This is a genomic window from Desulfopila inferna, assembly GCF_016919005.1.
Classification (GTDB): domain Bacteria; phylum Desulfobacterota; class Desulfobulbia; order Desulfobulbales; family Desulfocapsaceae; genus Desulfopila_A; species Desulfopila_A inferna.
Genome location: NZ_JAFFQE010000003.1, coordinates 358,098 through 376,778 on the forward strand (window position 1 = coordinate 358,098; position 18,681 = coordinate 376,778).

Annotated in this window: 19 protein-coding genes; 11 read left to right on the forward strand and 8 right to left on the reverse strand. The window is 48.2% G+C overall.

Translation table 11 applies throughout. The features are described 5' to 3' along the window. Positions 1-41: 41 nt before the first annotated feature. Both JWG88_RS09855 and JWG88_RS09860 read left to right on the forward strand, forming a co-directional pair. Complete coding sequence (locus JWG88_RS09855; protein ID WP_205233559.1) at positions 42-1,847, forward strand: response regulator; 1,806 nt, start codon at positions 42-44, stop codon at positions 1,845-1,847. A gap of 246 nt (positions 1,848-2,093) precedes the next feature. Continuing rightward, positions 2,094-2,267: a hypothetical protein gene (locus JWG88_RS09860; protein WP_205233560.1), complete on the forward strand. Its 174-nt coding sequence runs from the start codon at positions 2,094-2,096 to the stop codon at positions 2,265-2,267. A 135-nt stretch (positions 2,268-2,402) separates the two neighbouring features. Here the strand turns inward: JWG88_RS09860 and JWG88_RS09865 are convergent, their stop codons facing one another. After that, positions 2,403-3,305: a LysR family transcriptional regulator gene (locus JWG88_RS09865; RefSeq protein ID WP_205233561.1), complete on the reverse strand. Its 903-nt coding sequence runs from the start codon at positions 3,303-3,305 to the stop codon at positions 2,403-2,405. A gap of 454 nt (positions 3,306-3,759) precedes the next feature. Between JWG88_RS09865 and JWG88_RS09870 the strand changes: the two genes are divergently transcribed. Beyond that, positions 3,760-4,278 carry a universal stress protein gene (locus JWG88_RS09870; RefSeq protein WP_205233562.1) on the forward strand — a complete coding sequence of 173 codons (519 nt, stop codon included), beginning with the start codon at positions 3,760-3,762 and terminating at the stop codon, positions 4,276-4,278. Positions 4,279-4,631: 353 nt separating this feature from the next. On the opposite strand, the gene JWG88_RS09875 is transcribed toward JWG88_RS09870, so the two are convergent. From JWG88_RS09875 to JWG88_RS09885, 3 genes are all read right to left on the reverse strand, one after another. Next, positions 4,632-5,069 carry a C-GCAxxG-C-C family protein gene (locus JWG88_RS09875; protein WP_205233563.1) on the reverse strand — a complete coding sequence of 146 codons (438 nt, stop codon included), beginning with the start codon at positions 5,067-5,069 and terminating at the stop codon, positions 4,632-4,634. Positions 5,070-5,124: 55 nt separating this feature from the next. Then, positions 5,125-5,412 (reverse strand): YdeI/OmpD-associated family protein, encoded by a 288-nt coding sequence (locus tag JWG88_RS22150; protein ID WP_205233564.1) that lies wholly within the window; start codon positions 5,410-5,412, stop codon positions 5,125-5,127. A gap of 451 nt (positions 5,413-5,863) precedes the next feature. Then, positions 5,864-6,310, reverse strand: coding sequence for a superoxide dismutase [Ni] (locus JWG88_RS09885; protein ID WP_205233565.1), 447 nt, complete (start codon positions 6,308-6,310; stop codon positions 5,864-5,866). Positions 6,311-6,775: 465 nt separating this feature from the next. On the opposite strand from JWG88_RS09885, the gene JWG88_RS09890 reads away from it, so the two are divergent. From JWG88_RS09890 to JWG88_RS09910, 5 genes are all read left to right on the forward strand, one after another. Beyond that, entirely contained in the window at positions 6,776-6,997 is a 222-nt protein-coding gene (locus JWG88_RS09890) for a hypothetical protein (protein WP_205233566.1), read from the forward strand. Between the two features lie 288 nt (positions 6,998-7,285). After that, entirely contained in the window at positions 7,286-7,870 is a 585-nt protein-coding gene (locus tag JWG88_RS09895; RefSeq protein WP_205233567.1) for a LemA family protein, read from the forward strand. Between the two features lie 23 nt (positions 7,871-7,893). Continuing rightward, the gene (locus JWG88_RS09900; protein ID WP_205233568.1) at positions 7,894-8,763 is read left to right on the forward strand and encodes a TPM domain-containing protein; all 870 of its coding nucleotides are present in this window, start codon (positions 7,894-7,896) and stop codon (positions 8,761-8,763) included. A gap of 1 nt (position 8,764) precedes the next feature. Then, positions 8,765-9,415 carry a TPM domain-containing protein gene (locus JWG88_RS09905; RefSeq protein WP_205233569.1) on the forward strand — a complete coding sequence of 217 codons (651 nt, stop codon included), beginning with the start codon at positions 8,765-8,767 and terminating at the stop codon, positions 9,413-9,415. A 217-nt stretch (positions 9,416-9,632) separates the two neighbouring features. Next, a complete protein-coding gene (locus JWG88_RS09910) occupies positions 9,633-10,313 on the forward strand; it encodes a hypothetical protein (RefSeq protein ID WP_205233570.1) in 681 nt (226 codons plus the stop codon). A gap of 22 nt (positions 10,314-10,335) precedes the next feature. On the opposite strand, the gene JWG88_RS09915 is transcribed toward JWG88_RS09910, so the two are convergent. Continuing rightward, the gene (locus tag JWG88_RS09915) at positions 10,336-11,124 is read right to left on the reverse strand and encodes an MlaD family protein (protein WP_205233571.1); all 789 of its coding nucleotides are present in this window, start codon (positions 11,122-11,124) and stop codon (positions 10,336-10,338) included. 22 nt (positions 11,125-11,146) lie between these two features. After that, on the reverse strand, positions 11,147-12,214 hold the full coding sequence (locus JWG88_RS09920) for a DUF362 domain-containing protein (protein WP_205233572.1): 1,068 nt from the start codon (positions 12,212-12,214) through the stop codon (positions 11,147-11,149). 541 nt (positions 12,215-12,755) lie between these two features. Here JWG88_RS09920 and JWG88_RS09925 point away from each other — a divergent pair. Both JWG88_RS09925 and JWG88_RS09930 read left to right on the forward strand, forming a co-directional pair. Continuing rightward, positions 12,756-13,034: a hypothetical protein gene (locus JWG88_RS09925; RefSeq protein WP_205233573.1), complete on the forward strand. Its 279-nt coding sequence runs from the start codon at positions 12,756-12,758 to the stop codon at positions 13,032-13,034. Between the two features lie 320 nt (positions 13,035-13,354). After that, on the forward strand, positions 13,355-14,293 hold the full coding sequence (locus JWG88_RS09930; RefSeq protein WP_205233574.1) for a YceI family protein: 939 nt from the start codon (positions 13,355-13,357) through the stop codon (positions 14,291-14,293). 21 nt (positions 14,294-14,314) lie between these two features. Here the strand turns inward: JWG88_RS09930 and JWG88_RS09935 are convergent, their stop codons facing one another. Then, positions 14,315-15,694 carry a hybrid sensor histidine kinase/response regulator gene (locus JWG88_RS09935; protein ID WP_205233575.1) on the reverse strand — a complete coding sequence of 460 codons (1,380 nt, stop codon included), beginning with the start codon at positions 15,692-15,694 and terminating at the stop codon, positions 14,315-14,317. Next, positions 15,678-16,829, reverse strand: a complete 1,152-nt coding sequence (gene ercA, locus JWG88_RS09940) for an alcohol dehydrogenase-like regulatory protein ErcA (RefSeq protein WP_205233576.1) — start codon at positions 16,827-16,829, stop codon at positions 15,678-15,680. The genes JWG88_RS09935 and ercA overlap by 17 nt, the downstream gene beginning before the upstream one ends. A gap of 516 nt (positions 16,830-17,345) precedes the next feature. On the opposite strand from ercA, the gene JWG88_RS09945 reads away from it, so the two are divergent. Further along, complete coding sequence (locus JWG88_RS09945; RefSeq protein WP_205233577.1) at positions 17,346-18,671, forward strand: TolC family protein; 1,326 nt, start codon at positions 17,346-17,348, stop codon at positions 18,669-18,671. The last annotated feature ends 10 nt before the right edge of the window (positions 18,672-18,681 follow it).

Consider the following 18,681-nt stretch of genomic DNA (forward strand, 5'->3'; position numbering starts at 1 on the left):
CTAGGTTGTTGAAAATCAATAGCGTATCTAAGGGGGATTATGTGGAAAAGTCAGGATGGGGTGACAAAGCAATTACATATCACCTGAACGAGCGGGCAGAGCTGGAAGAAAAGTTACGCGTCATTAATCGTGACTACACCATGCTTCTGGAAATGTGCAAGACTCTCGCGGAATCGCTGGAGTTACAAAAAGTCCTTCAGATATCTGTCGATAGTGTTACGAAGTTAGTTGGATTAGATACCGCAGCCATTTACCTCCTTGAAGAAAACATACTCTATCTTCAGGCAACTACTCCTCCCCTTCCCTCTGATTTTCCAGAAGAGATGCGCTCTGCCCCTCTTGCAGATCACCCTCATATTCAAAAGGCTTTTGACTCTCACAAGCCATTATTTATACCTGATTTTGCACAAGCCGACCTGACTCCAGCCGAACGGGCTATTGCTGAAAAAAGAAATTTACAAACAGTGCTCTTTGTCCCTCTCGTGATGCATGAAAAGCCGGTAGGTGTATTCATTGTAGGTTCAGTCGGGAAACCTTCGGCTCTATCAAATAGACGAATTGAGCTATCCCGTATCTGGGCAGGCTTGTCTTCTTTATCCTTGAAAAATGCCCGACTCTATGAGGAAAGCGAAAAAAATTCCCTGAAAAACAAAAAAATGCTGATCGAGCGTATTGAAATGATGGAGCAGAAAAACAAGCTTGAATCTCAACTTCAGCAGACGCAAAAAATGGAGGCGATCGGGATTCTTGCTGGAGGTATTGCTCATGATTTCAACAACATGCTCGGAGGGATAATGGGTGCAGCCGAACTATTAGGCTATCATTTGCCCAATGATGCCAAGGCGAAGCAGCTGCACCAGACCATCCTGGACTCCACAACCAGGGCAGCCGACCTGACGAAACAGCTGCTGGCCTTTTCACGTCAATCCGTCAAGGCAAACACAACGGTCAACCTTCATGGAGTTATTCAGGAGATTGTCGCGCTCACCAAAAGAACCTTGAATAAACAAATCATCATCGAGGCAAACCTCAGAGCAACAAGCTGTGTAATGGGCGATCCTTCTCTTTTGCATAACGCTTTGCTCAATCTTTGTATAAACGCCTCCCAAGCCATGCCGGAAGGAGGAATCCTGCGATTGAACACTCAGAATACCTGGGTCGATGAAGATTACGGCATCTCCTCCTCTTTTAAGCTGCAACCTGGACAATACATTGAGGTGGAAGTTCAAGATAATGGATGCGGCATAGCGCAGGAACATCTGGGATATATATTCGAACCGTTTTTTACGACAAAGGAGCAAGGGAAGGGAACGGGGCTGGGGTTATCCTCAGTCTATGGAACTGTTCAACAGCACAGTGGTGCCATAAGTGTATACTCTGAACTTGGCGAAGGAACATCTTTTTCAATATTGCTGCCTATCTGCGAAGATGCCGAGAAAGTGCCCACCAATTCTGTCGATATTAAAAAGGGCTCGGGGTGTATTCTGCTGGTCGATGATGAAGAAATAATGAGGAGCACTGCCAAGGCAATTCTGGAATCTTTGGGGTATGAAGTCCTCATGGCCGAAGATGGTGAAAAAGCCCTGGAAATATACAAGCGAGAAAAAGGCAGGATTGATCTTGTTCTTCTGGACATGATTATGCCGGTGATGAACGGCAAAGTGTGTTTTGAAAAATTGAGAGAATACGATCCACAAGCGCGCGTGATGCTCTCGTCTGGCTTTTCCACTGAAGATGATCTCCAGGAGATGAGAAGGTCCGGACTTAAAGGGTATATTCGCAAACCTTATCTCATCTCGACATTAAGCCGGAGTATTTTTGAAGTACTTCAGGAGGAAAGAGACTAACACAAGTTCGACTGGAAGATTCAATTTCCCCAAGTCGCTTGTCCATGACATGCCGGAACAAGAAGGACCTGTTGCCGAGTGAGCATTACCTATCCCGCTGAAAATGATCTATTATATGTCATAAGAAAATCGATCCTGGTGCGTCACCGGAGATCAGATTTCAGCCGAAGCATTCGGAAAAACAAGATGCCGGCCACGCTGGCATACAAAAGAATATGACAATCATTTCATAGGGAACAAACGCTCATGTCACTACAACAACAATACAATCTCGTCCCGGGCAATTATGCAAAAGAAATGGCTTCAGTATGGCCTCATCTCAAAAGTATCGCCGCAGAACTGGCCACTTCCTCATGGAAGGGAGTATCCGCCCTGCTGCAGGGCGGAAGACAATTCCTCCGATCTGCGAAGAAATTCTAAACGACAGGTTCCGCCAAGTTCTACACAACAATTCGATATTGCTGCATAGAGTTTCAATCGGTCACCTCTATCGGAAGTGGCCGATTTTTTTTTGCATTGCGGTTATGGGTACCAGCGCATAAGCAGTAAATCATGCTAAAGCACATCACCATCAAGATACTGCAGGAATCTTTTCAGCGGCGGAGAGGCGGCTTGCCCCTGCGGGTAGGCGCATACAAGATTCCTGGACGCCCACTTGTCTGCCAGTCGTAACATTGCCAGATTCGCATTGGTCAAATGGGGCTGAAGGTCTCGTTCACCGATTATGCCCAGCCCCAGGCCGGCTTCGACGCACCTGATCAGGGAGTTGATCCGCTGCACCCTGACCGTAGTCAACCTTTTCCTGTGCCCTTTTCTGGCCTCGGAAACAAGTTCATCCAGAACACCTCCTTCATGGAAAGAGATGTGTTCGTATTCAAGAGTTTCTTTAAAGAACACAGCTTCGGACGCATTCTTCTCAAGAAACAGCGGATGGTCTTTATGCCCCACGACCCAGACCTGATCCTCCTTGAAAGGCTTGAGCTCAAAACCCGTCGTGTCGACGGAGTCATATATTATGGCCATGTCCGAAACGTCTTCCCGCAAAAATCTCACGCCCTGCCTGGAGAATATCTCCTGCACTGTCACATGGATTTCGGGGTTATCTCTTTTGAACTGGGCAATGAGAAACGGTAAGACACCCGCCAGGGCTCGGGGAATTGCAGCAAGCCGCAACTCACCGGCCTCACCTTCGGCAAAACGCTTCAGATCCGCTCTTACCTCGGCATATTTGTGCAACAGCTGCTCGCAGTGTTCCGCAAAAGCCTGACCCGCCGGCGTCAGATTAGTACCTGAAGGCGTTCTTGAAATCAGCACGATACCAAGTTCACGTTCAAGATCGCTTATTCGCCGCGATGCAGCAGATGCCGCGATGTGTTCATTCCTGGCAGCCGCACCGATACTGCCCAGGCGGCCAACAGCCAGAAATACGCGCATGGTGACTATGTCGAAACTTTCCATGAACTCACTCTTGAGGTGTTTATTGCCCTATTGAAGTAACGGACATACCGTAACCGATATCATTATCTGCACGGTCAGTTGAAAAACTTCTTAAAAAACCGGATTCACTACCACTCTCCCCGCAGCTCATAGCGGCTGGAATGACCCTCCATTTCAATGCTGCGATATTAACCGTAATTATTGCTTATTATCAAGGTAATATCACTACGCCAGAAGCTTGGTGCGATGCAAAGCTCATAGCGGATGTTCGTTGTGGCGGCATTGCTTCTGATCTTAGTCCGGCGGGGGAGTACATATGTCGGCTCCCCTGCCCTCTTCCCAGTGGCAAGAGGTCCCTCTCGGATTTACTATCAAAAAAACAGCTTGTCTGGAAATGGGCGGCGTGATACTTTTTCTAAGTAAGGTGTATTGGATACAAATTGATCAGACAAATTTTTCCAGCCGACGAGGAAATATGCAGATCCCCAGTGTGAAGATACGCAACATACTCTTCCCTACGGACCTCTCCGACAATGCTCGCTACGCCTTTGCCTATGCCGTGAGCCTGGCCGATCAGTACGGGTCGAAAATAACCCTGCTTCATATACTGCCCGAGGACCAGAGGGAAGTGGAAGGCCACATCACCAGTTATATCAAGAAGGAAAAGTGGGAGGAGATCAAGAACTCGCACTACCAAGAGGTCAGGACTTCCCTGACCGGCAAGATCAGGCAGCATGCCAAGACCCGCACAGTGCGGGATCAATTCGCCGCCGATGAAGCCGGCGCCGAGCCCGCCGACGAAATCGTCATTAAGCATGGCAGCAGGCCGGCCCGGGAGATCATCCGTCAGATCGAGGAGTGCCGATGCGATCTTGTGGTCATGGGCAGCAGAGGCGACTCCTCGCTGATGGACGTGGTCATGGGAAGCATTACCGAGCAGGTGCTCAAGCGCTCCCCCGTGCCGGTGTTGGTTGTTCGCTTGCCCGAAGATTGATCTTCCTGTGAGATTACCGGAGCGGCATTTCAGCTGAACAGTATTGAACAATGCTTATCATGGATGTCCCCCCAATTCTACTATTCGGCCCGGACTCATCATGCTGGCGCGCGGAGTGCCAATAGGCCTTTTTTACCTCGCCAAAAGCGCGGTAAACAGTTCGTCTAGTCCGTCGAATCGCCAGTCTAAGCATCGGAGCTTATCAGCGGATCCCCGAACGGTCGAGGGACATTAGCGGTCCGCATGGTCTTCATAAGCAGCCATTTCCAGAGGACATATTCATCAGCAAACAACTATGGTGGTAGTGATTTAAAATCGGTTTTGAGATTAAATACCTCTGTCATTTAATATTTCTACTCCGAGAGAACGTTCTCCAAGTGTCCCACAACTGTTTGAACACACCCATAACAAATATTTATCATATTCTTATTCTTGAACAAATTCTGACCTTTCTCTGTTCGCAGATTACAACCATTTAGTATTTTAAGACATTGAGTACTCTGATGCTCGTTCTTGAAAACATCACATAGTATCTGTATTTTTTCAATTAATTCTTCCTGTTCTTCTTCTGTTGTAGTTTCAGTTCTACCATACCTGCTATTTAAAACTAGAATTCCACCGGTGATTGCCCCACATGTTTGCTGTGTTCTGCCCATTCCAGACCCGAATCCAGTTGCAATTTTCACAGCAGAATCTTGAGTTAATCCTAAACGATTTGCGAAATGAGCAAATACAGATTGTGCACAGTTATTACCGTTTTTGAAAAAAGTTATAGCCAATATTTCATCCATTATTTCCTCCGCCCGAAGGGCCTTACTGTTCAACGGCAATTATTCCCGTATTGCCTCACCTGGACTCAGGTTTATTTCCGCTCTCTTTCGCACCTCGGTGGGGGCAGCCAGCCCAACAACAAGGCCTGCGGACTCCCTCTTTGAGTTCAGTACGCAATCTCTCTATTCGGCTGCGCCTTGTGTTCGGTTTCTTTGCGTCCTCAAGCCAACAAATCCACTCATTTCGTGCGAGCGGTGTAATAGCCTCCCAATGTGACAGTGCACCTCTATCGGCAATAAGGGCTTTCCGCAAATCATCTGGAACACTATGCACCACACCAGTGGCAATCTCTTTTTTGAACATGGTTTCCCTGTCAACTTTCTACTGAGATCCGCCGCAGTCAAAGACCAACCCAAAACCAAGGCTTGCGACCAGCTGTTTTTCCGAACACGGGCACAATTCCTTGCCGTGTAAATTTTTGCCTGCAATATAACAAATATGGCAGGAAAAAGCCCTGGCTTCGTATGCAAAACCAACCGGTTTGGCGATTATTCCCAAACTGAATAATATGTGTCCCCTATTCTAAAAGGCGCCTCCCGGTTTCATTAGGTTGGGGGAATTGGTCATTGGTTGGAGGTAGTTTGGGGCGGAAACGTTAGATCGGCTTACAAGGCGATGTCTTATCCCTGTTGCAATGCTGCACATGAGAGGCGGCCTCTCTTCAATGAGAGAAAAATGAGCCGGTGTTTATGAGATGTGAATATCAGGAGCGGCAGCGGCCGGTTTACCCCAGGCTGCCGCTAACGAATAAGCATCATTCAGTGTGGGATGCGAAGTACAATTTGTCGAATTCATTGACCAGTTCTTTCAGTTTGGCGACATTGTCCAGATCAACGGTCTGCTTGCATTTCATCGCATATACCAGCATCTGATGAAGAACTTCCAGCATTTGACCATACTGCTTGTCTTCCTTCTTGATACGCTGAGTGAGGAAATATTGGGAGACGATTTCCTGGAACTGATTGGCATGGTCTTCCTTGTTCACCACCCAGCGTATGAGTTGGTTCTTGTTGTCGCCGTCCTGGAGATCCATTATCTGTCCCATGGCCTTTTCGATGGTGGTTATATGCTCTTCCAGCATGGTGATTCGCATCTTGTCGTCGTAAATGCCGCAGGGAATTTCGCAATGTGAAAATGCTGAGACTGAGGGGATCAGGAGAAGGGTGAAAACCAGCGAAAAGGAAATGAACTGTCTGTGCATAACGTCCTCCCGGATGAAGTGAATGGTTGAATTCAATTGTACTTCTCACTGGCGATGATGCAGGCCGGTGTATGTTGCTCTGGTTATTCCAGAACTATAGGAATGAATTATTGAAAAACAAGGAGAGCTTGCCAGGACTATAAGGGTGAAATCCATTGACAAAAAGAAGGAGGGGGATTTCCGCACCTGTAGTTGGCTGTTCCCCGGCTTATTAAGAGGCATTGTGAGAACATCCTTAGCGGTATCAACGACAAGCAAAACGAAGTGATTGAGACAATAACAGACTCATTCCACAATAAGTGAAATGGAGGGGTAATACATTGACATTAAGTACGGTCTGTTTAGTTTTTTCTGTATCTTTACCGCAACACAATCATATTAAATCATAACAGCCACATCCGGCGGTGAGGATACCATGGGTTGTCGCTCTGACAACCTGCTTTCTAAACAACAAAGGAGGTTACAATGGCACATACATGTAAAAGCTGCGGTGCCGTGGCCGATGATCCCGGACATCTCTGTGATCCGACGGTTGAAGAATTATCCTGCGAATACTGTGGAGGAAAAGACGTCGGCGTCAACCATGTCTGCAAAGAAAAACTGACCGCCATGAAATTCTCCTGCGACTCCTGCGGGAAAATGGCGCCAGATGAAACCAGGCTTTGCAATCCGGTTGAGATCAAATAGTCAACTCTTCGTTATTACTTTTACCCGGTTTCACTTTCTACCAGGAACCGGGTTATATTTTGTCGTTCAACTGCCGGCGTCCCTGGTTCTGCCCATCATGCCATAACAGGAAAATTGTTCAGTTCTGCCAGAAAGGACGGGTGAAAAGGATAGGTTGCCGCGAGTTGAGCGCGCATGAGAAGGAATCGTGAAAAAGTCGGGACAAATTTGCTAAGCGATGTTATCACCTAAAAAAACAGAAGCTAAAACTGTAATCATGCAATGATTTTTTCTCTCATGGAGGCGCCAATGTCAAGACGTATTCTTCTCTTTATTCTCCTGCCGCTTTTTCTGCTCAGCGGCTGTGGCTACAACAGTCTGCAGTTGAAGGAAGAACGCGTTTTGCAGGCCTGGGCGGATATTGAAGCCACCCTGCAGAGACGTGCCGATCTTATTCCCAATATCGTCGAGACGGTTAAAGGCTATGCCGCACATGAGCGGGAGACCCTGGAGGCCGTGGTCAATGCACGGGCTAAAGCAACCTCCGTCAATCTTTCACCTGGAGATTTGAGTGATGCCCAGGCTATGAACAGGCTGCAGGAGGCACAAGGCGGACTGTCGTCAGCCCTTTCACGGCTCATGGTGGTGGTTGAGCGCTATCCGGACCTCAAGGCCAACCAGAATTTTCTCGATCTGCAGAACCAGCTTGAAGGGACTGAAAACAGAATCAATGTGGCCAGGCAGCGCTACAATCAGGCGGTGGGTGAGTTCAATGCCGCCATCCGTAAATTTCCCTATAACCTGACCAACAATTTTCTGCTTCACCTGGATCGGAAAGAGTATTTTGAAGCTGAAGAAGGGGCCAGGCAGGTCCCGCAAGTTTCCTTTGAATAGCGTAAAAAATCATAGTTAGGCGGATGAGAAAAATAACTGTCATACTGCTTTGTCTGGCTTTATTGTTGAGCCCTCTTGTCGGATCGGCCCTGAGTCGTGAAGTACCTGCGCTCAAGGGCCGGGTAAACGATTATGCCGGAATTCTATCTGCTTCGACAAAAAACCAGATCGAGCAGCTACTGGTCGAACTCGAAAACAGCGACTCAACCCAGGTTGTCGTCTTGACTATCGAATCCTTGCAGGGAGATAATCTTGAGCAATTCTCACTCAAGGTCGTCGAAAGCTGGAAAATAGGTCAGTCCGGGCTGGATAACGGTGCGCTGCTGCTCATTGCCGTGGAAGACAGGAAAGTGCGGATTGAGGTCGGCTACGGTCTGGAGGGCAAACTCACCGATCTTATGGCCGGTAGAATCATACGTAATGTCATCCTGCCCCAATTCAAAGAGAAAGATTTTGATCAGGGCGTCATCAACGGCGTAAATGCAATGATTGCAACGGTACGTGGGGAATATAGCGATGCGGATCAGCTAGGGTCGGGTAGTAACGAGAACGACCTTATGGGGCTTTTAGCCATGATGATGTTTTTCTTCTTTTTTTTAGGTAACATCCTACGCCGTAAAAAAGTGGCAAGCGCTATTGTCGGCGGTATCGGTGCCCCCCTCCTTGGAAGTATTTTCCAGGGGTTTTCTCTGCCACTTTTTCTCCTGCTCATCCCCGTGGGTCTTATCGGCGGATTAATCGTTTCGGCCTTGCCCATGCGTTCAGGAAGATCGGGGCGATCCGGTGCTATGCATATTGGTTCCGGTGGATTTGGTTCTTCCTCCGGTGGTTTTGGCGGATTCAGCGGTGGCGGTGGCGGTTTTGGCGGCGGCGGTGCTTCGGGAGGCTGGTGAGATGAAAACTTCGGCACAACACTTCCTCACGGAGGAACAACAGGACAAAGTTACCAAAACGGTACAGCAGGCAGAACTCACCACCTCAGGTGAAATTGTGCCAATGATTGTCTCGGCATGCCACGACTATGCCAAAGCCAGGTTTCTGACATCCCTGCTTTTCAGTCTTCCGGCAGCCTTGATCATTCCCCATTTTCTCTCAACGTATCTCTGGCTTGAACCTGATAACGTTTATCTGTTTCTTTGTCTGATGGTACCGCTCTTTTTAGTTTTCAACCAGGTGATCATCTTCTATCCCCGTCTGGCTAAATTGTTCCTCTCCAATGAGGAGATGGAAGGTGAGGTTCAGGAAGAAGCTGTCAAATGTTTTTTCGAGGAAAAACTTTATGCCACCCGCGACGCCAATGGCATTCTCGTATTTATTTCGGTCTTCGAAAAGAAGGCATGGATTCTGGCCGATCATGGTATTGACAGAAAGATTGACCCGCAGATCTGGGTCACACTTGTCAATGAATTGACCGCAAAAATAAAAGATGGTGAGCGCTGCACCGCCCTTTGTCAAACCATATCCGAGATTGGTCAAATCCTACAGCAGCATTTTCCGTATAAAAAAGACGACACCGACGAGCTCCACAATCTCATAATTAAATAACCGGTATTGAAGATGACATCTGTCGTTGATGGGAAGATAGTGGAATATGGGATAGACCACATTTGATATATTTTTGTATATTTTTTATATACTTATTTGAAATAAAAATCCGACCCCAGAGGGGCCGGTATTGTTTACCCCTTGAAAGGGATACTTTGCCGGGCGATATTTAATTTTACTCTGACCCCTTTATATATGAACTTCAACAAGGAGTAATGTGAAAACCGTCGGCAACAAAACTATATATATCTTCGTCTCAATACTGGGCTTTTTCTTCCTCTCCACGCTCGTCTTCGTGTCACTTCTGGGAGAGAACAATAAAATTGATGCCACTGTCCTTAACTATTTCAAGAATGTTCAGGCACAAGAGTATTTTTCCGAGGAAGACAATCTCAAAACCGTTGCCGACCTTGATGTTTTTGATATTGAGGGTGAATTTAGCGAAAATTGTTTTCTGCTCGAATTTGCTCTATTGGAGAAATACGGGTTAATCGAATCGCAGGCCTATGATATCGTCCTGGAAAAGGATATCTTCTGGATTCCTTTTTCCGGAGATTCCTCGGTAAACGTCAGCGTTTCTCTTCATCCCTCCAGGAACTCTTTCCGGTCATTCATACAAGATGATGCCGTTGAGGTAATCAGCGGGTTATTCACGGTCAAAAAGATAAACGGGTTGTGGAGAATTGCATCGATCAATGTGAAAGACTCCGCCCTTCTCCCATATCTGAAAAGTTTAAGAAAAGACCTGGGTCTGGAAAGTTATGTGAAAACTGCGGGAGAGAAACTCATGATAATGCCGGTAGAGATAGATACCGGCAACGCCACAATTTTTGAAAAACGAAAGTTGAGTTACATTTTCCAGAAGGTGAACCATCTCATTCAATCTTCGGAAAAATAGATCTGCAAGGAGCCGAGGTTTTCTACACCGTGATCATCTCCTCGACCCGTTTATCTATCTCTTCCAGCTCATCCTGCCGTCCTTCTTTTTTTAATTTTTCACGGAGCTCCTCCAGTTCCATGCGCAGCTGCGGAATCACTTCATCGCGGAGATGATCGCGAACATCTTTCCGGGCTTTTTCGAATTCATCGGCAAATTGCTTAACAGACCTCTCAAATTCCTTTACCTTCGGAGACTCCGGCACTTTTTGTGCTTCGTTTTTAAATTCCCGCAGTTTTTCGGAAAGTTCTCCGAGCCTGTATTCCAGCTCTGAGTCGAGCTGTTGTGATGCCGCACCCAGAGATTCCTGCAGCCGTTCCAGGACCTGACGCATTTCCTTTTCGGCTACTCCGGTGGTTTTGCTCAGATCACTGATGATTTTGTCAAGATAGCCCGATCCTGCGGAACCCTGCGCGATGCTGCCATCTTCCAGAACCCTGCCGCCGGATTTTTCCTGCAGGACGATAACGGCCATATCCTGTTGCGTTGTGGGATCGCTGCCGACAAAAAACTTCGAATCTTCCGTGGCCGCATTTCTGAACTCTGGTTTTATGGTTAACTCGACCAGGTAATCGCCTTGCTTGGTATATGAAATTTCCCCTACCTTACCGATGCTATTTCCCTCGAAATACACGCCGTCATCCTGTTGCAGTCCTGATATTTCATCAAAACGAACCTGGATGGCCAAGGATTTATCGACACATCCCCAGATCAACAGAAGCACCAGGAATATGGGAGCAAGGGTAAAAGAAAAAAAGAGCCTTTTGTTCATGATTGTTTCCTCCGCTATTACTTTAAGATAGGTTCATCGCTTTTTCAGGACAGATTTCCTGGCAGCAGAAACAGGCAATACAGGCAGCTTCATCCACTTCGGGAAGACTGTCTTTCATGGTAAGGGCGACAACGGGGCACTGCTCGACACAGGCACCGCAGGCTGTGCATAGCTCGGGATCAGCTTTTGGTTTGACCTCGGCCCTGGCATTCATTAATTTCTGAATCTCACAGTTACCGGCGATGGCTTCACCGCCTAACGGAGGCAGCTTGAAATCAGGCAGGACATAAAAATCCCCATCGATTTGGATCTTCCCGGAATCAAAATCACCAAGCCCGAAAGCCTTTGCCTTCTGCAGGAAACGCAGTCGACCCGGATCAAGGCCCATCATTTTAGCAACGACAGCATCCATGGCCACAGGGTTGTCCGCGGCAAGAACCAGGCCGATCTCCCGCAGATCAGGAGAAGCCGGACCATTGCCTTCCATGCCGACCACGGCATCCATGATAAAGAGATCGGGCACCCGCAACCGGAAAACCTCGACCACAACCTCATGAAAACGCTCCGGAGATCCGGCCAGTTTATGCAACCTGGCCTTCTGGGCACCGGGCAGGATGCCGTAGCTATTTTTAATAGCTCCGGTCATAACGGTCAGGCCGTGCGTTTTAAACTTGGGCAGACTGATCAGGATATCCGCATCCATGATCTCTTTTGAAACCCCGATTTCAGGCATGTATTCGGGATTAAAGGCAAGATTTCGCGAAGTATCGCCTAGATTTTTGTAATATCCTTTGGCAGCAGCCATCAACCCGGTCTTTGAAAAACTGTTTTCGTTGTCGCCATAATTAAACAAACCGGGATTGTCTCCAACTATAATCTCCTTTGGCGCCATGTCCTCGACTTTCTCAACCACCGCACGCAATAGTGCCGGGTTGGTGACAATATGCTCTTCTGCGGTGGAAACCCGCAGCACATTTGGCTTGATGACGACTTTTTTTCCGGTGATATCCTGAGGGAAAAGCTCAAACGCCCTGTCGACGGCTTTTCTGCAATTCTCATATGTGGCCGGGTGAATCATGACACGATGCATACTCCCCTCCTTTATGTTTAAACTCTTTTGAGATTCTCTGTTCCATATTATGGCTGAATAATTTTAACCAAATCCGATCTCCTTGTAAACAAACCGTCATTTCTTGATGGGCTCGTAAAAACCCCGAAGTGCTCTCTAGGTCATTCCGGGCTTGATCCGGAATCCTGTTATTTAATATAGTTATGAATTCCGGATCAAGTCCGGAATGATGAATACCAAAAATTTTTGGGGTTTTTACGAGCTTGTCATTTCTTGACTTACATCATTTTTTCCACATGGAATCCATTTTATACTGCCGACAGATCAAACTTGTTGTAGCTGATTAGCGGAAAAGAGAACAACAACTATTTAAACATGATTAACCCTAATCCTCAGCTCAAGGTCGGGACTGCTCTTTTCACGGGTCTCTGCAGCCCGGACGACTCCAGCAAAGCCCCCATGAACGGGTTTATGGCGTCCCGATGAAAAGAACAGTCCCGGCCTGGGCCAGAAAATGCTGACTTTCAGGGGTAATCGAAATTTTAAATATCAGAGGACTATTATGTCAGGATGCGGATGCGGCAGCGCCAACGGCGCGGGCCCTTTTTCAAAAGGAAGAGAGTTAGTGGAATTTGTGTATAACGCTCATGGCGGAACCGTCAGGGATCAACCGATACGCCAGGGGCCCCTGCAGACACAATGTCAGGGATGCGGTGAACCTTTCGAGCTTCAGACCTATCTGGGGAAATGTCCGCAGTGCGGGGGAGTCCATGCCGTGGCTCCGATGAACCCCACTGCCGAAAATATCCAGTTCGGCGGTAAGGGCTTTAATATCGAATAGCGGGTAATTATCAGGTTTCTAAATTTCGTGCGGCTCAGTGCAGCGGTCTCATTTACATGGGCCGCCGGGATCAGGATCCATTTCCCGCTGCGGTCTGATACGGTGCGGTAATATCATGGCCAAAGATATATATCATTATCATTCAAGACACCAGCCTACCTGTTATGCAGATTAATGGGTAATGATTTTTTCCAGCTTCCGCTGATTTCACCGGCAAACATAATTATAGTTGATATTTTTAATGCTGCATCCATCAACCATGATCTGGGCTTCGAAAGGTTTTAATCGGAAAGTGCACCTTAATCAGCAGGAGGCTGGCTATGCCGCAAGTGAACTTAATAACCGAAATCTCCCCCGAAAAACTACAAAGTTGGATAGAGGAAGATATCAATTTTCTTCTGATAGACACTCTGGCTCCTGAATACCACGAACGGGTTCACATTCCACAGGCACAAAATTGTTGTGTTTTTCAGGTAACTTTCCCGAATCGAATCGAAGAAATCACCACAGACAAACATACCCCCATGGTTCTCTATGGTGCAAACGCCGGCACCATGGACGCGCAGAGTGCCGCGGAAAAACTGCACAGGTCAGGATATGAAAATATATATATTCTAGCCGGCGGCATAGAGGGGTGGCGGGATGCCGGATTACCACTGCAGGGGGATGCCGCGGCACTTGATGAGGAAACACAGCACCTGCAGCCACTGCAGGAAGGCAGATATTTGGTCGATCCGACAAAAAGCAGCGTTGTCTGGGCAGGCAGGAATCCTGCCTCACGCCATTACGGCAACATTGTAATTTCCGCCGGGGAGTTGCGGGTGAAGAAGAACGAGGTCTCGGGGGATCTGCACATAGATATGAACTCCATAACCAACATAAACCTGGAGGGCGATGAACTGCAGCCCGTTCTTGTTTCCCATCTAAAATCCGATGACTTTTTCGATACCGATCTCTATCCCTCGGCCCAGTTTGAAATCAGCGGCTCGACTCCTCTCGAGGAAAACTATCGCACTTCTCCCAACTTCGGAATCCAAGGCCGCCTGAACCTCAAGAGAAAATGGGCAGATTTGATCTTCCCTGCCACCATCAACAGATTAGATGATGGAAGTCTGACCCTGGAGGCTCATTTTGATATTGATCGGACACGATGGGGGGTAATTTACGGGTCGACGAGATTTTTCAAGCACCTGGGAATGCACCTGGTATTTGATCATCTCAGCATCGAGTTGCGATTGGTTGCCGAAAAGAACAACTGAAACCAGTTGGCAGACACTACTTTATTCCGGGCTTTCATCAGCATCTCCTCCATCAAGGACGGCACGCAGAGCCGCTGCTATTTCCCGGAGGATAAAGGGCTTCATTACATACTTGCAGGCACCTATAGTTCTGGCTTTCTCCTCGTTAATCAGTTCACTGAATCCTGTACAGATTACCACCGGTATATTGGGCCGGTATTTTAAAATTTCTTTTGTGAACTCAGCGCCGTTCATCTTTGGCATGGTCATATCGGTCATCACCAGATCAAAGGAACTGCCGTGTCTCTTAAAAAATTCCAATGCCTCTATGGGACTCTGAAAGGCCGTGATGCTGTAGCCAAGCTTTTCCAGAAGTGATTTCTCGAGGTTGAGAACAATCTCTTCATCATCGACAAGCAAAATCCTTTCCCTGCCGCCAGGCAGAGGTTTGTTCTGGGTGATAACATGTCTGCTGACACTCCCGATTATCTGCGGGAAATACACCCTGAAAGTGGTTCCCTCCCCCGGTTCGCTGTAGGCACTGATATGCCCGCTATGCTCCCTGACAATACCATGGACGACGGCCAGCCCCATACCTGTGCCGCCGCTCTCTCCCCTGGTGGTGAAATAGGGATCAAAAATTCGTTCAAGAACATTCCGGTCCATGCCTACGCCGGTATCGCTTATCTCGAGGACGACATAGGGGCCGGGCTGCAGATGAAGGCGCCCCACCCGTAGATCATCTTTGTCGATCTCCGTTTGGATAAGATTGACACTGAGTGTTCCGCCCTTCTCCCGCATGGCATGATAGCCATTTGTGCAGAGATTCATGATGATCTGGTGCATCTGGGTAGGATCGGCCATAATATAGTCGTCATCGTTGAGAATATTCTCCCGGATCTCGATGGATGCAGGGATGGTCGAACTCAACATATTCATGGCTTCCCTGACGATCACGCTGAGCTGTACTGGCACGTTTTCATGTTTCTGCTGACGGCTGAATGTCAGTATCTGCCTGATCAGATCCCGTGCCCTGTGCCCGGCCTCCAGGAGTCTTGCCAGATCATCATGAACAGGACAATGTTCCTGCTTGCAGCCCTCGGCGATGTGCAGTTGAGCAAGATCAGTGTAGCCGATTATTGCAGTCAGGATATTGTTGAAGTCGTGGGCAATTCCTCCGGCAAGTGTACCAATTGCCTCCATCTTCATGGCCTGGCGAAGCTGTTCCTCAAGCTTGTCGTTTATCTTTTCGGCTTTTCTCCGCTCCGCCACTTCTTCAAAAAGTTCCCTATTGGTCTTTTCCAGCTCCGCTATTCTCTGCTGCAGTTCGGGGTAATAGCTTTTGCGAATCGATTTTTCCCCTAATCCGATTATCTTGCTTCTCAGCAGGTCTCTGGTTTCCTGCTCAGAGGGCTTCTTCATAGATGACCTCGATATCCCTCACAGCCGCAACTCTGGGATTGGTAACCATGCATGGATCTTTCATGGCATTGCGGGCCAGCGCCGGAATATCGGCAGAAACCGTTCCTCTTTCCTTTAATCCGCCGATTATGCCGACTTCCTGCTTGAGCTGTCGGATCCGCTGCAGTATTTCATTTTTTATCGCCGGGGAGTCCATGGAATCGACAGGAACACCTATGGCCCGGGCAATGTTGCGATAACGCTCGGGAGCTTTGGGATAGTTATAGGCAACCACATGATCCAGAAGGAGAGCATTACATTCACCATGGGGCATATCAAGAAGACCTCCGCAACTGTGCGCCATAGCATGCACCGCGCCCAGGCTTGCATTGGAAAAGGCCAGGCCTGCCTCCAGGCTGGCAAGAGCAATTCTGCCGCGAAGCTCCATATTGCCGGGTTCCTGTAATACCGGCACCAGGTTTTCAAAAATAAGTGTTATGGCGTTGAGGGCGTGCAGATCGAGAATTGGAGCATGGGCCGTGGAGACATAAGCCTCGAAAGCATGCACCAGTGCATCTATACCAGTGCAGGCCGTCAGATATCCATCCATGGAAACTGTTGCCGCGGGATCGATCAGGGCGACATCGGGCACCATGGTTTTGCTGACGATGGCAATTTTGATCAACTCTTCGCGGTTGCTGATTATGGCAAATTGAGAAACATCCGCTGCGGTTCCAGCCGTGGTCGGCAGGCAGATCAATGGTGGCCCGGGGATCTCCACATTGTCAATGCCTTCAAATTCCAGGATATGTCTGCGATTTGTGGTGACAATACCGATTCCCTTGGCGCAGTCCATGGGACTGCCTCCACCCACCGAAATTATCACATCACATGAATCGCTGAGATATTGCTCGGCGCCGGCCATAACCTCCTGCGCCCGGGGATTTGGCGATATGGCGGTGAACAGGGAAAATTCGAGACCAATAGCCTTAAGATTATCAATAACTTGTTGGGTTATCCCGCTATTGACAACACCTTCATCGGTGACGATAAAAGCCTTTCTGGCGCCGAAATTTCCGGCATACCGTCCCACCAAATCAAGTGCACCCAATCCGAATATAAACTCAGGGGCTACAAACTTTCGTAATTCCAGCATGAAAATCTCCTCAAACTCTCAGCCCCCCCCCGTGGAGGATTTAGTCCAGCACCTACAACGCATCATCTCGGATTATAGATATCATCAAGAAAATAAATTACTGGATTATAAAGCCTAAACCCTGGCGAATTATCTCCGATGTCATGTGGGTTGTCAACAGCCCATTGCCAGGCCTGATGGAGTCGTAAAAGCTCGATTGATATCGTTACAGATGAAGCAATGGCGATTCGCCTACCTCATGTATCAACAAATCACGCTTGAGGTGCTACGACTAGTATATCCAGCTTTCTCAAAGTATTCGCTTATACAGAGTACATCTCGGGCAACCTCGAAGATTTTTTCCGTGCTCATCACCCCCCGAGAGCCGCTAAAACGGGTATATGATTGTATTAACCAGTTAATTGTGCTATTCTTCTGCACCACTTAGTTAGTTTCTCTTGACAAATCATTTTCTAAAAATATATTGATGTAGAATTTAATTAAAATCTTTAATAACCTCTTTCATTCTTTTACCTCATGACACTATTTTATCGGGTATCTATCATCCTTCTGGTCTGTATTGCCGCAGCCCCCCCCCTTTTTGTGTTCGCAGGCCAGGGAGAGGAGGAACGGGTCTGGGATGCGGAGAGCGCCGTCGACTATGCTCTGCAGAACAATGCCGACAGTCGTATCGCCCTGATACGAATCGCCAGAGCCCAAGCGGGAATCGATCAGGCCGACAGTGCACTTTATCCCCGGCTGCTCCTCAACTCGGAATACGCTCAGACTGATAATGCTCTTTATTCTTTTGGCAATATTCTCAATCAGGGCTCTTTCGACAACTCCATCGATTTTAACGATCCAGGCAGAACTGATAATCTCCGCATCCAGGCTGAACTGCAGTATCGCCTCTATAGTGGAGGAAAAGACCGTGCCGCCATCGCCCTTTCTGAACATGATCGCCAGAAGTTCATCGCCGATCGGGAAAGTCTTTTAAATCAGCTTGCCTTCGAAGTTGTCCGGGCCTTCGAACAGATCGTTCTTGCCGAGGAAATGGTGGAAGCCCGCAAATCGGCACAAGATGCCATCAAAGCCTCACTACATGTTGCCAGGGCACGTTATGATGCAGGTGATCTGCTGCGCCGGCAACTTCTTGATCTCGAGGTCCAGGAAGCTCGAGCAGGAGAAGACCTGATTCTGGCCCGGCACACTCTGAATCTCACTCATCATGCCTTCAACAATCTGCTGGGAATTGCCGATGGACCGGTACAGATAGACAGAGAAAGCTCCTTTCAGCAGAGTATCCCCGAAATTGCCGACTATTCCGCCCGGCCTGAACTCAAGTCCATAGAAAGTGGTATCGCAGCAGCCGGGGCTGCCATGCAGATGAGCCGGGCCCAATACCTCCCCGAAATCGATGGATTTGCCGGCTACCAGCACGACACGGGGTTTGTCAGCGGCGATCACGGCAACTCATGGATTGCCGGGGTCAGACTGAAATATTCACTTTTTGACGGAGGACGAAGGGATGGCGAGCTGGCCGAGAAAAAAATGCTGCTGGCCGAACGGGAGGAACTGCGAAGAAAGACGGAGCTCCAACTCAACTATGAATTGCAGCAGGCAAAACAGGAATTGCAGCAGGCCAGAGAAAGAGTTGACGTTACTAAAAAGATGATCAACTTTGCCAGGGAAAGCGCACGGCTAAGCCGGGCTCGTTTCAAAGAAGGCGTGATACTCTCTTCCGATCTCATAGACTCCGAAACGCGACTTACAGACGCTCTGGTGCGGGCTTCTCGGGCTAATGCCCTGCATAAGATAGCCATTGCCAACCTGCGCAAGGTAGTTGGCCTGCCTCAATTTTGAAAGCTTATTC

Coding starts and splice junctions, on each gene's coding strand:
- JWG88_RS09860 (WP_205233560.1), top strand. CDS start 2,094: ATGTCACTACAACAACAATACAATCTCGTCCCGGGCAATTATGCAAAA.
- JWG88_RS09865 (WP_205233561.1), bottom strand. CDS start 3,305: ATGGAAAGTTTCGACATAGTCACCATGCGCGTATTTCTGGCTGTTGGC.
- JWG88_RS09870 (WP_205233562.1), top strand. CDS start 3,760: ATGCAGATCCCCAGTGTGAAGATACGCAACATACTCTTCCCTACGGAC.
- JWG88_RS09875 (WP_205233563.1), bottom strand. CDS start 5,069: ATGGATGAAATATTGGCTATAACTTTTTTCAAAAACGGTAATAACTGT.
- JWG88_RS22150 (WP_205233564.1), bottom strand. CDS start 5,412: ATGTTCAAAAAAGAGATTGCCACTGGTGTGGTGCATAGTGTTCCAGAT.
- JWG88_RS09885 (WP_205233565.1), bottom strand. CDS start 6,310: ATGCACAGACAGTTCATTTCCTTTTCGCTGGTTTTCACCCTTCTCCTG.
- JWG88_RS09890 (WP_205233566.1), top strand. CDS start 6,776: ATGGCACATACATGTAAAAGCTGCGGTGCCGTGGCCGATGATCCCGGA.
- JWG88_RS09895 (WP_205233567.1), top strand. CDS start 7,286: ATGTCAAGACGTATTCTTCTCTTTATTCTCCTGCCGCTTTTTCTGCTC.
- JWG88_RS09900 (WP_205233568.1), top strand. CDS start 7,894: ATGAGAAAAATAACTGTCATACTGCTTTGTCTGGCTTTATTGTTGAGC.
- JWG88_RS09905 (WP_205233569.1), top strand. CDS start 8,765: ATGAAAACTTCGGCACAACACTTCCTCACGGAGGAACAACAGGACAAA.
- JWG88_RS09915 (WP_205233571.1), bottom strand. CDS start 11,124: ATGAACAAAAGGCTCTTTTTTTCTTTTACCCTTGCTCCCATATTCCTG.
- JWG88_RS09920 (WP_205233572.1), bottom strand. CDS start 12,214: ATGCATCGTGTCATGATTCACCCGGCCACATATGAGAATTGCAGAAAA.
- JWG88_RS09925 (WP_205233573.1), top strand. CDS start 12,756: ATGTCAGGATGCGGATGCGGCAGCGCCAACGGCGCGGGCCCTTTTTCA.
- JWG88_RS09930 (WP_205233574.1), top strand. CDS start 13,355: ATGCCGCAAGTGAACTTAATAACCGAAATCTCCCCCGAAAAACTACAA.
- JWG88_RS09935 (WP_205233575.1), bottom strand. CDS start 15,694: ATGAAGAAGCCCTCTGAGCAGGAAACCAGAGACCTGCTGAGAAGCAAG.
- ercA (WP_205233576.1), bottom strand. CDS start 16,829: ATGCTGGAATTACGAAAGTTTGTAGCCCCTGAGTTTATATTCGGATTG.
- JWG88_RS09945 (WP_205233577.1), top strand. CDS start 17,346: ATGACACTATTTTATCGGGTATCTATCATCCTTCTGGTCTGTATTGCC.